Origin of the sequence: Paenibacillus sp. GCM10027627 (assembly GCF_042675505.1) — a bacterium.
GTDB lineage: Bacteria > Bacillota > Bacilli > Paenibacillales > Paenibacillaceae > Pristimantibacillus.
Window position 1 is genome coordinate 1,246,374 of sequence record NZ_JBHTHB010000001.1, and the last position, 13,963, is coordinate 1,260,336.

Annotated in this window: 12 protein-coding genes and 1 pseudogene; 1 reads left to right on the forward strand and 12 read right to left on the reverse strand. The window is 49.6% G+C overall.

Translation table 11 applies throughout. The features are described 5' to 3' along the window. Positions 1–57 precede the first annotated feature (57 nt). A complete protein-coding gene (locus ACFQZE_RS05765) occupies positions 58–2,118 on the forward strand; it encodes a molybdopterin-containing oxidoreductase family protein (protein WP_379354574.1) in 2,061 nt (686 codons plus the stop codon). 164 nt (positions 2,119–2,282) lie between these two features. Here the strand turns inward: ACFQZE_RS05765 and ACFQZE_RS05770 are convergent, their stop codons facing one another. From ACFQZE_RS05770 to ACFQZE_RS05825, 12 genes and pseudogenes are all read right to left on the reverse strand, one after another. Continuing rightward, a complete protein-coding gene (locus ACFQZE_RS05770; RefSeq protein WP_379354576.1) occupies positions 2,283–2,855 on the reverse strand; it encodes a phosphate propanoyltransferase in 573 nt (190 codons plus the stop codon). 88 nt (positions 2,856–2,943) lie between these two features. Next, positions 2,944–3,810: a 2-oxoacid:ferredoxin oxidoreductase subunit beta gene (locus tag ACFQZE_RS05775; protein ID WP_379354578.1), complete on the reverse strand. Its 867-nt coding sequence runs from the start codon at positions 3,808–3,810 to the stop codon at positions 2,944–2,946. A gap of 3 nt (positions 3,811–3,813) precedes the next feature. Further along, positions 3,814–5,547 carry a 2-oxoacid:acceptor oxidoreductase subunit alpha gene (locus ACFQZE_RS05780; protein WP_379354580.1) on the reverse strand — a complete coding sequence of 578 codons (1,734 nt, stop codon included), beginning with the start codon at positions 5,545–5,547 and terminating at the stop codon, positions 3,814–3,816. A 184-nt stretch (positions 5,548–5,731) separates the two neighbouring features. After that, a complete protein-coding gene (locus ACFQZE_RS05785; protein WP_379354582.1) occupies positions 5,732–6,679 on the reverse strand; it encodes a dipeptidase in 948 nt (315 codons plus the stop codon). Between the two features lie 93 nt (positions 6,680–6,772). Beyond that, positions 6,773–7,033 carry a stage V sporulation protein S gene (locus ACFQZE_RS05790; RefSeq protein ID WP_006036664.1) on the reverse strand — a complete coding sequence of 87 codons (261 nt, stop codon included), beginning with the start codon at positions 7,031–7,033 and terminating at the stop codon, positions 6,773–6,775. A 139-nt stretch (positions 7,034–7,172) separates the two neighbouring features. After that, positions 7,173–7,967: a TIGR00282 family metallophosphoesterase gene (locus ACFQZE_RS05795; RefSeq protein ID WP_379354584.1), complete on the reverse strand. Its 795-nt coding sequence runs from the start codon at positions 7,965–7,967 to the stop codon at positions 7,173–7,175. 92 nt (positions 7,968–8,059) lie between these two features. After that, positions 8,060–9,610 carry a ribonuclease Y gene (gene rny, locus ACFQZE_RS05800; protein ID WP_379354586.1) on the reverse strand — a complete coding sequence of 517 codons (1,551 nt, stop codon included), beginning with the start codon at positions 9,608–9,610 and terminating at the stop codon, positions 8,060–8,062. Between the two features lie 184 nt (positions 9,611–9,794). Beyond that, on the reverse strand, positions 9,795–10,568 hold the full coding sequence (locus ACFQZE_RS05805; protein ID WP_379354588.1) for a regulatory protein RecX: 774 nt from the start codon (positions 10,566–10,568) through the stop codon (positions 9,795–9,797). 3 nt (positions 10,569–10,571) lie between these two features. Further along, positions 10,572–11,624 carry a recombinase RecA gene (gene recA / locus ACFQZE_RS05810; RefSeq protein ID WP_379354590.1) on the reverse strand — a complete coding sequence of 351 codons (1,053 nt, stop codon included), beginning with the start codon at positions 11,622–11,624 and terminating at the stop codon, positions 10,572–10,574. 238 nt (positions 11,625–11,862) lie between these two features. Further along, the gene (locus ACFQZE_RS05815) at positions 11,863–13,113 is read right to left on the reverse strand and encodes a competence/damage-inducible protein A (RefSeq protein ID WP_379354592.1); all 1,251 of its coding nucleotides are present in this window, start codon (positions 13,111–13,113) and stop codon (positions 11,863–11,865) included. 78 nt (positions 13,114–13,191) lie between these two features. Further along, the gene (pgsA, locus tag ACFQZE_RS05820; RefSeq protein WP_379354594.1) at positions 13,192–13,767 is read right to left on the reverse strand and encodes a CDP-diacylglycerol--glycerol-3-phosphate 3-phosphatidyltransferase; all 576 of its coding nucleotides are present in this window, start codon (positions 13,765–13,767) and stop codon (positions 13,192–13,194) included. Further along, positions 13,764–13,937: pseudogene (locus tag ACFQZE_RS05825) on the reverse strand (30S ribosomal protein S12 methylthiotransferase RimO); the annotation flags it as partial. The pseudogene ACFQZE_RS05825 and the gene pgsA, both read right to left, overlap by 4 nt. Between the last annotated feature and the right edge of the window lie 26 nt (positions 13,938–13,963).

Sequence of the window (13,963 nt, forward strand, 5' to 3'; positions counted from 1 at the left end):
TGTGAACAACCAGCCGAAAATGAAAACAGCCAGAAAACACAAGTGGAGTTGATCCTTATGAAACCATTCGCCACAAACGGCGTCGTCCGCTCCGTATGTCCTTTTGACTGCCCGGATACTTGCGGCTTGCATGTTACCTTAAACGATGGGAAGGCCGTTTCGGTAACGGGAGACCCTGATCACCCCGTAACCAAAGGAGCGATCTGCAACAAAGTAAGACAGCTCCCTGATCGTGTTCACCATCCCGACCGCGTCTTATATCCGCTTCGCAGAGTCGGCCCTAAAGGGAGTCTCGATTTTGAGCGCATCACATGGGATGAGGCTTACAAAACGATTGTATCGCAAATGCGGCATATTTCCGCTGCTTACGGAGCAGAGGCTATACTGCCCTACAGTTTCTACGGCAATATGGGTATTTTGAATGCCGAGGGCATGGATCGCCGCTTCTTCCACCGGCTTGGAGCAAGCAGGCTGGATCGCACCATATGCAACGCGGCGGGCTCCAAAGGCTACAGCTACACGATGGGCGGGTCCATCGGCATCGATCCCGAAACGACCGTACATTCTAAGCTGTTCCTCATATGGGGCGCCAACATCGTCTCGACAAACATGCATCAAACGATGCTGGCTACCGAGGCCCGCAAACAGGGTGCCAAAATCATTCATATCGACGTTCATCGCAACCGCACCTCTTCCTGGGCAGACGAGTTTGTTTTATTGCGGCCAGGCAGCGACGGAGCGCTAGCGCTAGGCATGATGCATGTCCTTATACGCGACGGACTTGTCGACGGGGAGTTTATCGCTAGCCATACGATCGGATACGAAGAGCTGGCGGCTGAAGCGGCAAATTATACACCGGAAGTAGCATCCGAGCTGACTGGAATACCCGCCGAAAAAATTGAAGAGCTGGCTACGCTTTACGGCACAACCGCTCCTTCTTTTATCCGGATTGGCAATGGACTTCAGCATCACGACAACGGAGGCATGATTATCCGCACGATCTCCTGCTTGCCCGCTCTCACTGGGCAATGGGCGCTGACGGGCGGCGGCGCAATGAAAGGCAACAGCTGGTACTCCTCGATCAATAATAGCGCCTTGGAGAGACAGGATTTGCTGCCGGACAAGCGTGTTCGCAAAGTCAATATGAATCAGCTCGGCGATGCGTTGCTTGAGCTGGACCCTCCCGTTAGAATGCTGTTTGTTTACAACAGCAATCCGGCCATCGTCGCACCGGATCAGGTCAAAGTAAGACAAGGCTTGCTTCGGGACGATTTGTTTACGGTAACTCACGACTTGTTTTTGACGGATACGTGCAAATACGCGGATTTGGTGCTGCCCGCCACCTCCCATTTTGAAAACTTGGATTTGTACAAATCGTATTGGCATTTCTATTTGCAAATCAACAAACCTATTTTGCCTCCGGCCGGCGAGAGCAAATCCAATTTCACCTTGTTTAAAGAGCTCGCTTTGCGAATGGGATTTGAACCCGAGCTGTTCAACATTAGCGAAGAAGACATGATTCGCGAGGCGCTAAACAATAAGCGCAACCCGCTCCTTAGCGGCATAACCTTTGAGACATTAATGGAAAACGATTGGATGAAGGCCGGCGGCGGCAACAAAATTGCTATGCTGGAGATGCTGCCTACGCCAAGCGGCAAAATCGAGTTGTTCTCGAAATCGATGAAAGCGGCGGGTCATTCGCCAGTTCCGACCTACACTCCTCTAAAGGAGCCTGAGCATTATCCGTTTCTGCTTATGACCGGGCCTAATCATAGCTACATCAACTCAACCTTCGCCAACCAGTTAAAGCTGCAAAAGCTGGAAAAAGGCCCTATTCTCCATATGAACGAAACCGATGCGCTTGCGCTTGGGCTGACCGATGGCGAACGGGTCGTCGTCCGCAACGACAGAGGTGCCGTCGAGCTCCCCGTCAAGTTGGGGCTTGATGTGCTGCCAGGCGTGCTTGTTACGCAAGGGCTGTGGTGGGATGACGCGCAAAACGGCCGTTCCGCCGTCAATGCTCTGACTCCGCAGCGCCTTGCCGATATGGGCGGCGGAGCTACCTTCTTCTCCAACCGGGTCGAGGTTGTGAAGGTGGAGGAGTCTCTTATCAAATAGCCTGCGTGGCAGGGTGTTCCCGATAAAGGATGCAAAAAAGCTGTATGGCCCAGTAGCCATACAGCTTTTTTTTACATGTTTTATTCTTTACCCTTATTTATCTAATAATAAATCGACATTTACGGGCGCAAGAAGACTCATCTTCTTCGTCCAATACATCTACACTACTCTACAATCTCGGCCAAATCGCCGTTTTTCACTCCGGCAGCATTAGCCTCATCCGTATCGATATGCATATCCAGAGCAAAGTCCTCGGAAACGCGTGCTACGACATGTTCGAAAACAACACCGCGCTCTCCTCCAACGCGAACTTTCAGCTTTTGCTTGTCTGCAATGCCAAAACGCTCGGCGTCGCTTGTATGGAAATGAATGTGACGCGCCGCCACAATGACCCCTTCTTCAATAACGACTTCGCCCGCAGGGCCTTGAATCGTAATGCCTGCGGAGCCGGCCGTATTCCCGGACTCACGTACTGGAGGGTTCACGCCAAGCGCAAATGCGTCTGTGCGGGATACTTCCAGCTGTGTTGCTTTACGAGCGGGTCCCAAAATGCGGACTTTGCCAAAAGAACCTTTTGGCCCGACAACGGCAACCGTTTCATTGGCCGCATATTGCCCTGGTTGCGACAACGGCTTCATTTCGGTCAGCTCATAAGCTGCGCCAAACAATATTTGAACATGCTCCTGAGACAAATGGATGTGTCTTGCTGATACGCCTACCGGCACCTGTTTACTCATGATGTTGCACTCTCCGTTTTCTATGTATGGTTTTAGGTGGAAATAGAAAGCATACGGCATATTATGCCGTATGCTCTTATCATAGCATTTATTTAAATTCTGCTACAAGCTGGCTGAACTGTTCTTCGGTCAATTCCAAATCTTGCTGAGCCAATCCTTCCGGCTTAAATCCGCTAATTAAGTCCTCATACGACTTGCGCTCCGTATTTTGGTAAATTAGACCAGTGAGCAAACCGTTTGTTTCCATAATTTTATTAATGGCGGTTACGCGGTTTGCCGGATCATAATCCGGAAATTGCTCCAAATTGACGATATTTTCTTTGAACCAGTCATACGTGTTGATTTTGTTGAAGGTGACGCATGGGCTGAACACGTTGATTAATGAAAAGCCTTCATGGCGAATGCCTTGCTCGATCAAGCTCGTTAATTGCTTCAAATCACTGGAGAACGATTGGGCGACAAAGGTTGCCCCTGCCGACATCGCGATTTCAAGAGGGGACAAAGTCGACTCAATCGATCCCTCAGGCGTAGACTTCGTTTTGAAGCCTTCGGCGCTGCGCGGCGAGGTTTGGCCTTTGGTCAGACCGTATATTTGATTGTCCATTACGATATACGTAATGTTAAGATTTCGGCGGATCGCATGAACGGTATGCCCCATTCCGATCGCAAAGCCGTCGCCGTCGCCGCCGGAAGCGATAACGGTCAGCTCACGGTTGGCAAGCTTGACGCCTTGCGCAATCGGCAGCGCGCGGCCATGAATGCCGTGCAGGCCATATGCGTTAATGTAACCCGAAATTCGGCCGGAACAGCCGATGCCGGAAATGACCGCCAGTTGCTCCGGTTCTAGACCAACATTGGCCGCAGCCCGCTGAATGGCCGCTTGAATGGAAAAGTCGCCGCAGCCGGGACACCAGTTTGGCTTTACATTGTTGCGAAACTCTTTAAACGTTGCCATCTTTTAGCTCAACTCCTTACAAGCTTTGTATACTTCAAGCGGAAGGAATGGGTTGCCGTCATATTTAAGCAGGCTCTTGATTTTGTCAGCATAACCTGCATTCATTTTGATTTGTCCAGCAAGCTGCGCGGTTGCGTTATTTTCGATAACGACTACCTTTTTTGCCTTTTCCAAATAAGGAGTCAGCGCGTCCGTCGGGAAAGGATGAATTTGGCGCACCGTAACATGATTAGATGTGATGCCGCTTTCTTGAAGTATAGCTCTTGCCGCATCGATTGTGCCGCCTGTCGAACCCATGCCGACGATAAGCAAATCAGGCGATGCATGCGGAGCGTCTACCCGGATAGCATCTCTTATGTTCAAAGCATCCAGTTTGTGAAGACGCTTATCCATCATCCGCTTGCGGTTGCCGGAGTTTTCGGAAGGACGTCCTACTTCATCATGCTCAACGCCCGTCACGTGATGCAAGCCGCCTTTTTCCCCGGGCAGTACCCTTGGAGAAACGCCGTCTTCTGTTAATTCATAACGCTTAAACAGTTCATGACCTTCAAGCGCTGGGACATCCTTCACAAGTTTGCCGCGGTCAATCGATATCTTTTGCAAATCAAGCGGTTCGCAAGACTGTTTGCCTAGCGACAATTGCAAATCCGTCATAACGATAACGGGCACTTGAAATTGCTCGGACAGGTTAAACGCCTCAATCATATCGTAGAAGCAATCTTCAATGGACGCGGGAGCAATAACGACTTTCGGTATTTCTCCATGCGTGCCGTATACCATTGCGTTCAGGTCGGACTGCTCCTGCTTGGTCGGCAAGCCTGTAGAAGGGCCGCCGCGCTGCGTATTGACGATAACAAGCGGAGTTTCCGTCATGCCGGCAAGGCCAATCGCCTCCATCATTAGAGAGAGGCCAGGTCCCGCCGATGCTGTCATCGTTCGAACACCCGCGTAGTTGGCGCCAATGGCCATCGTCACCGCTGCAATTTCGTCTTCCGTCTGAACGACGGTACCGCCGAACTTAGGCAGCTTTTTGATCAAGTATTCCATAATTTCCGAAGCCGGTGTAATGGGATACGCCGACATGAGTCTGCATCCCGCTGCAAGACTGCCTAGCCCGATCGCCTCGTTGCCGATCATAAACAGCTTCTGCTTGCCATCCGCTTCGTTCAGCTTGAAATCGTCAAGCGGGCCGCCTGCCAGCTCAAGCACATAATCCGAGCCGCGTTTGACCGCTTCAATGTTTTTCTCCACGATCGCTGCGCCTTTGCGGCCGAACTCCTCTTCCACCGCCTTGTTGAATACTTCCAAAGGCAGACCAAGCAGCCCCCAAGACGCGCCGGAGGCAACCATGTTTTTCATAAGGGACGTGCCGAGATCCTCCGCTATTTTCGTAATTGGAACGGGGAACAATTTAGCATCGATGCCCTCTGGAATAACGGGATTAAACTTCGCATCCGCCACCACAACGCCGCCTGGGCGCAGCTCATGCGCATTGAGGTCAATGCTTTCTTGATCGAATGCAACCAAAATATCCAAATCGTCGGATATGGCACGAATCGGCTCCGTGCTGATCCGAATTTTATTGTTCGTATGCCCGCCCTTAATTCGCGACGAGAAATGACGATAACCATATAAATAATAACCTAGCCGGTTAAGCGCGGTTGAAAAAATGCGGTCGGTACTCTCAACGCCTTCGCCTTGTTGTCCGCCAATTTTCCAAGACAATTGACTTATCAAAACGCCCATCTCCTCTGCATCATGAAGGTGCATGATTTTCGACACTCAGTGCATTATATAATAGAATTGTTAATAGTCACAACAATTTTATGATTGAGTCTGCCGATTTGCAAGATGTAAACGCTTAGATGAAATGATAGTTTGTTTAGATGGTTATCATATCGAAGAGAGATGAACCTTTTTGCTAGTGCAAAGGGAGTTGTCCTCTCAAAAAAGATAACGCATTTCCGTATACAAAAGCTTCCGTCTGTTCCTGCGAATACCTTTTCAGAAGCTCTTCGATAAGCGCATATACTTGTCCGGGATGAGTCAAACCTTGCACATGTTTGTCAATCCCGTCAAAGTCGGAGCCAAGCATCAGATGACGCTCCCCCCCAAGTTCGCAAATGTGCTCGATATGAGCAATCAGATTGGAAATTGCGGCGTTACCGCTGGAATGGACAAAAGCGGGAACATATGTAATACCGATTCTCCCCTTCCCTTCCACGATCGCCCTAATTTGCAAATCCGTCAAATTGCGGGGATGATCGCAAACCGATCTTGCATTGGAATGGGAGGCGATAATCGGTTTGCTCGATAAAGCCGCCATATCCCAAAACGCTCTCTCCGATAAATGGGACACGTCAACCACAATGCCCAGTTCATTGCATTCTCGCACAAAAATTTTTCCTAGAGCAGTGAGGCCGCCGCCTCGCGGCTCCATCACTCCGTCAGCCGCCCAATTGGCATGATTCCATGTAAAGCCGGCAGCCCGGACGCCTAGTCTGTACAAATTGCGCAGCGCTGACAAGCTGCCTCTTAGCCCATCAATTCCTTCGAGCGACAATAAGGCTCCCGTTTTACCGTCTTGAATACATTCCTCCAAGTCGGAAACCGTTAAGATGAGCCGCATGTCCGGACATGCCAGCACTTTTTCGTACAGCAGATCCACGCTTTCCAAAATGGGGTGAATCGTTCCGTGGTCGGGGCGATCACTCGAAATAAATACCGCAAACACTTGCAGCAGCGCATCCGATCCTCTCAGCCGCTCATACGTGACATCGAGCACGCCCGGTCTGCCATTTTCAAAAGCCAAATTTCCGTCATTCAACATTTTATATAACGCATCGCAATGAAAATCAATAACCCTCAAACGGAAGCCTCCTTCCCAGTTCTCTCAAAGCAAAAAACCTGTCTACGGGGTAAACAGGCCAAAGATGTCAGCTTGATATCGTGTGCCGTCCCATTAACGGGGTTCGACGATTAGTTTAATGGCTGTGCGATCTTCTCCGTCAATGACGATGTCCGTAAATGCGGGAATACAAATGAGATCCACGCCGCTTGGAGCGACAAAACCACGAGCAATCGCTACTGCTTTAATGGCCTGATTGAGCGCACCGGCGCCAATGGCTTGCAATTCGGCTCCGCCGCGTTCCCGTAAAACTCCCGCCAACGCGCCTGCAACGGAATTTGGATTGGACTTGGCTGATACCTTTAATACGTCCATAAAAAGTACCTCCCCTGGAATGTTGGATGGATTCCACTTCTAAAATACTATTCGAGAGAAGGAGAAAGATTCCTGCTTTTCTAAAGTCAACTTTCCTAACAGTTCTGAATTATCTGATTTTTATCGGCAAAAAACGGCGCTACATGAGCAGCCATTCTTCTTCGGTCAATTTAATTTTTGTTAATTTCGTCGCTTTGCCCGTCGAATCGTCGATTTGAGCAAACAAGCCATGCAGATGCCATTTGCCTTCATCCACGACAAACCGCGCCGGCAATTGCGTCAAAAAGCGGTGAAGCACAGCGCCGCGCTCCATGCCAAGTACGCCTTCTTTGGAGCCAACCATCCCGACATCCGTCAAATAAGCGGTACCTTCCGGCAAAATCGTATCATCATTAGTTTGAACATGGGTGTGAGTGCCAAGTACAATTGAAGCTCTTCCATCCAAATACCAGCCCATCGCGATTTTTTCGGAAGTGGCCTCGGCATGAAAATCGACCAAAATCGCTTTGGTCCGATCGCGAGCTTCTTCGATCAAAGCATCCGCCGTGCGGAACGGGCAATCGATTGGCGGCAGGAAAGCTCTGCCTTGCAAATTAATAATAGCCAGCTCTTTGCCGTTCGCTTTAATAAAAGCCATGCCTTTGCCTGGCGCTTCATCTGAAAAGTTGGCCGGCCTTACGATCCGCGGCTCATCGTCGATCCACTCAAAAATATCTTTGTTGTCCCAAGTGTGGTTGCCCATCGTAATGCCGTGGACTCCCCACTCGAAAAACTCTCTTGCGATCGTTTTTGTAATGCCTCTTCCCGCAGCCGCATTTTCTCCATTTACAAGAATAATGTGCGGGTTATATTTTTCTTTGAGGGAAGGCAACACCTGTTTTAGCGCGCTTCTCCCCACATTGCCGACGATATCGCCGATAAACAATACGTTCATGTGTTACCCATCCTTTTGATGCCTATATTTGTTTACGCATTAATGAAGAAAAGTGGCTGACATGCAGCCACTTCTCCAAATTGCGTATCTTATTATTTTGCGTATTCCACTGCTCTCGTTTCACGAATAACCGTAACTTTAATATGTCCCGGATAATCGAGTTCGCTCTCGATTTTTTTCGTTATGTCGCGAGCAAGACGGAATGCTTCCGTATCGTCGATCTTCTCCGGTTGAACCATAACGCGCACCTCGCGGCCCGCTTGAATCGCGTACGACTTCTCGACGCCGTCGAACGATTCTGTAATGGCCTCCAGCTTCTCCAGACGTTTGATATACGTTTCCAGAGTTTCCCGGCGAGCTCCCGGACGCGCAGCCGACAAAGCGTCTGCCGCTCCTACGAGCATCGCGATAACGGATGTCGCTTCCGTATCGCCGTGATGAGAAGCGATACTGTTAATAACGACCGGATGCTCTTTGTATTTTTTGGCGAGTTCTACGCCAATTTCTACGTGAGAGCCTTCCACCTCGTGGTCAAGCGCTTTGCCGATATCATGCAGCAATCCCGCTCGCTTCGCCAGAGTAATGTCTTCCCCTAGCTCTGCAGCCATAAGGCCGGTCAAATACGCCACTTCCATGGAATGCTTCAGCACGTTTTGACCATAGCTTGTCCGATATTTCAGTCGTCCAAGTATTTTGATCAAATCCGGATGCAAGCCATGAACGCCAACCTCAAACGTCGCTTGCTCGCCATATTCGCGAACGCGCTCGTCGATCTCTTTGCGGGACTTTTCAACCATTTCTTCAATCCGCGCAGGGTGGATACGACCGTCTGCCACCAATTTCTCCAAGGAAGTTCGGGCAATTTCACGGCGAATCGGGTCAAAGCCAGACAATATGACCGCTTCCGGTGTATCGTCGATAATGAGATCGATACCAGTCAATGTTTCCAAAGCACGGATATTACGGCCTTCGCGTCCAATGATACGGCCTTTCATTTCTTCATTAGGCAACGTTACAACGGATACCGTCGTCTCGGCCACATGATCGGCTGCGCAACGCTGAATCGCTAACGATATAATGTCTCGCGCTTTTTTGTCGGCTTCTTCCTTCGCCTGCTGCTCGATCTCTTTGATCATTTGCGCGGTTTCGTGACGTACTTCCTGCTCGACATTGGTCAAAATAATGGATTTGGCATCCTCCATCGTCAAGCTTGAAATACGTTCCAACTCGCTAAGCTGCTGCTTGTAAATGGAGTCAATCTGCTCTTGCGTTTCTTCGATTCTTTTCTCCTTGTTGGCTACCGTTTCTTCTTTGCGTTCTAGCGCCTCTAATTTTTTATCCAGCGACTCTTCTTTCTGTAGCAGGCGTCTCTCTAGACGTTGCACTTCATTGCGCCGCTCGCGGATGTCCTTTTCAGCTTCTGCACGTAGTTTGTGGACTTCGTCCTTTGCCTCAAGCACCGTTTCTTTCTTTTGCGCTTCCGCTTCCTTCTTCGCATTTTCTACGATTTGAGCAGCGGCTTGCTCAGCGCTAGAAATTTTGGCTTCAGCAATCGACTTTCGATAAGCATAACCAATCCCAAAGAAAATTACGCCAACAAGGATGCTAACCAGAATCAAGATCCAGATGTTTACATCTCCCATCTTGTTCACCTCCTTGCTGCATACACCAAGGCTATTGCTTGGGATGATATTAGGTTTTTTAACCGGTTTCCATACCGTTTCATCGTGTACCATTTTGACGAAAAAAAACGCTTTGAATCAACTTTTGGAAGAAAACCTGATTCAAATAGAAAGGAATACAACCTCATTTTAGCTTTACATAAAATCAGTTGTCAAGCAAAACGCCATCATCTTCCTCATCGCTCTGCTCAGCTGAACGTAAGTCCAATCCTTTTATCGCCTCTCTGACGATATCGCCAGGAAAGCCTCTCCTGAGCAAAAACGCCATTAGTTTCATTCTTTTTTGTTTGGCTTCGCCTTTTACGGAGCGACATTTTTTTTCGGCGAGCTTTATGGCGGCTTGAAGCTCGCTCCCGCGATCCAGCCCGGATAGAGCCTCAGCGGCTATCCCTTTGGGCACTCCTCTTTGCTGCAGCTCCTGCTTAATCATAAGCCTGCCTTTTAAGCCGCTTTGCATCCGGCTTGCCGCGAACTGGCGCGCATATTGTTCATCATCCACAAGTTGTTCGCTTTCTAAACGCTGTACCGCATATTGAATACTTTCTTCCTCAAACTCTTTTCTCGCCAAATATTGCGCGATCGCCTTGCTCGTTCTTGGCTTCGCCCCTAAATACGCCACAGCCTGTGCATAGGCCAAGTACCGGCTGTTCTCCATGCGGATTTCTTCAGCTTGCCGAATGGTTACGAATTGCCCCTTCATTAAGCGAAAGCGGATCATAATATCCTCATGTACGGCTATCTGCGGCAACTCTGCCTCCAAATCGGCAAAAATTAAATAAGTACGCTTCTCCTTTTTATCGCGGCGCACAGCCTCAATCGTCCATCCCTCGCCATAGGCTTCCAGCTCTTCATCCTTCAATCCCGCCATTCCTTCCTGCAAAAACAGCTTCGCCGCTCTCAAAGAGAGCGGCGAAGCCATCTATTAATCTTGATCTTCAAATTCATCCTCGTCTTCGTCATCCTTGGAGAAGTTGGCCGGAGAGGCCGTAGCCGACAGGTTGCTTGCATCACGGATTAGCTTTTCAATTTCGCCGGACATTTGAACATGGTCTTTCAAATATTGCTTCGCATTTTCCCGGCCTTGTCCAAGACGCTCGCCATTATAGGAAAACCAAGCGCCGCTCTTTTGGATAATGTCCATTTCAACGCCGATATCAATCAAGCTGCCCTCTTTGGAAATTCCTTCGCCGTACATAATATCGATTTCCGCTTGTTTGAAAGGAGGCGCCACTTTGTTTTTAACAACCTTGATTCTCGTACGGTTGCCGACCATATCGTTTCCTTGCTTCAGCGTCTCAATACGGCGCACATCAAGCCTAACGCTGGAGTAGAATTTAAGAGCCCGTCCGCCTGGAGTCGTCTCCGGGTTGCCGAACATCACGCCAACTTTCTCGCGCAATTGGTTAATGAAGATCGCGATCGTCTTCGATTTTGCAATGGCTCCCGATAGCTTACGAAGAGCTTGAGACATCAAACGCGCCTGAAGACCTACGTGAGAGTCACCCATATCGCCTTCGATCTCTGCCTTAGGCACTAGCGCCGCTACAGAGTCTATAACGATAATATCGACTGCTCCGCTGCGCACAAGCGCCTCTGCAATTTCAAGCGCCTGCTCGCCCGTATCCGGCTGCGACAGAAGCAACTCGTCGATATTGACGCCAAGCTTGCTTGCATAGAGAGGATCAAGCGCATGCTCGGCATCAATAAAAGCGGCTTGTCCGCCGATACGCTGAACTTCCGCAATGGCGTGGAGAGCGACAGTCGTTTTACCGGAAGATTCCGGTCCGTACACTTCAATAACACGGCCGCGCGGCAATCCGCCAATGCCAAGTGCAATATCTAGGGCAAGCGAGCCGCTTGGCACGGTCTCTACTTGCATATGTGTCGATTCACCCAATTTCATAATGGAGCCTTTACCAAACTGCTTTTCGATTTGACGAAGAGCATTATCTAAAGCTGCGCGACGATCCGCCAACTTACCCACATCCTTCACGATTAATATTAATCTATTAGTATGATACCTCATTTTTTGCAGGTTGCCAACCTTTTTTTCGAACACACATTCGTATTTTTTACTAACATCACTCCTTAGGCATATAGACATAAAAAAACCGCAGCAAAGTAATCTTCGCCACGGTTCTTCCGATAGTTAATCCTATTATAGCCGCCCCTTCGACATTTGACAACAGCGAACACCGAATTTTTTGCGACGACTATTCGTCCTTCAAAGCTTGCCACAGACGGAACATGGCGGCTTTGACAGCTCGCAGCCGGATCATGGAACGCCCCCCGCTTAGATGAGTCGTATGGACAACCGTCCCTCTTCCCCGCTCCGCAATTGCAAAATAAACAAGACCTACCGGCTTGCCCTCCGATTCAGCCGGACCTGCAACACCCGTCAGCGATACGCCGAAGTCAGCGTCTGCCAGCTGCCGCACATTTTCCGCCATAAGAGCCGCGGTCGACTCGCTAATGGCTCCAGGAGCGTCCTCGCCCTCCAGTTGCGACATCGGAATGCCAAGCAGCTTGTTTTTCATAACATTGGTATAAGTGACGACTCCTCCGGCAAATTCGCCGCTGCTGCCCGGCACGTTTGTAATCAGCTCCGCGAACAGCCCCCCGCTACAGCTTTCTGCGCTGGCCATGCGCCGTCTTGAGCTTCTAAGCAGCTTAACGATAGCCACCTCGATCGGAACGTCCTCCTGGGCATACAAATGAGCGCCGACCCGCTGCTTTATATCCGCTACGGTAGCGTCAATACGGGAGCCCGCCTCCTCTGCCGATTTAGCCTTTGTCGAGACTCGAATCGATACTTCGCCTTCCTTGGCATAGGGCGCAATGGTAGGATCGGACTGCGCTTCAATCAAATCGATCAGCTTCGCCTCCAAAGTCGACTCGCCGATGCCCACAAACTTCAGCAAACGGGAAAACAGCGGCCGCTCCTCGCCCATAATTTCTCTCAGCCATGCTTGACCGGGGCCACCGAGCATCGGCTTCATTTCTTTTGGCGGCCCAGGCAGCAGCATATAATATGTGCCATCCGCTGCAAGCGCGTTGCCAACCGCAAGTCCCGTTTCGTTCATAAGCGGCAAGCTGCCTTCAATGAGATTCGCCTGGCGCTTGTTGCTCTCCACCATCTCTATCCCTCTGGACGAAAACAACGTTTCAATCGCTTCCATGGAAGGTCCATGAATTTCAAGCTTGCGATTCAAATAACTTGCGAGCACATCTTTGGTCAAATCGTCCTGTGTAGGTCCAAGTCCTCCCGTAAACACCAGCAAATCGGCACGGCTTCTGCCAACTTCTATTGCGTTTAACAGCCGAGCCGCATTGTCGCCGACTACCGTTTGAAAATAAACATCAATTCCGAGCTCCGCCAGTTTTTCCGATATAGCCTGCGCATTTGTATTGACGATCTGACCCAGCAGCAATTCCGTGCCTACTGCAATGATTTCCGCTTTCATCCTAATGACGGCCTCCTTTGGGGTATCCTCTTACGATAGGCAAAAGCACTCTTCCGCATACGGAGGAGTGCTCTTTGTTTATTCTACAGGTATTAGATGTTTATTTTTCACAAAATAATCAATGCCGGAATAAACGGTAATCGCTGCCGCTACCCAGCTTGCGATCAGGTCAAATGGCACGTCGATTAAAACAAACGGGAAGTTATTGAGAAGCAGCGCGATAATCATTGTAATCTGAATCGCCGTTTTCCATTTTCCCCAAGCGCTCGCGGCCATAACGGACCCTTCCAGCAAGGCAATTTGTCTCAGTCCGGTAACCGCAAATTCGCGGCTAATAATAATGATCGCGATAAGCGCGTTCAGCTTGCCCATTTCGACCAAAGAAATAAGAACAGCGGCTACGAGCAGCTTATCCGCGAGCGGATCGAGCAGCTTTCCAAGATTCGTGACGATTTTGTTTTTGCGCGCGATATAACCGTCGAGGCCATCGGTGCTTGCCGCGATAATAAAAATGATCGCTGCTACAATTTGATTGTAAGTAATCTCAAAATCGGCGAACCTCAAAGAGCCAAGATCCAGCTTGATAAGCAGGAAAAACATGATGACGGGTACTAAGAAGATTCTTGCCAGCGTTATTCGATTCGCTAAATTCACTTAATTCCCTCCCCAGACAGATCGAACTCGTATGCGTGCGTTACACGCATCTTCTGAATGGAGCCGATTTCAGCACGACAATTGGAGATAAACATTTCACCATCAATTTCAGGGGCATCATACATGGATCTGCCCACGTAGATATCGCTGCGTCCGTCATATCGCTCCACTTACACTTTCAATTTCCTTGCCGATC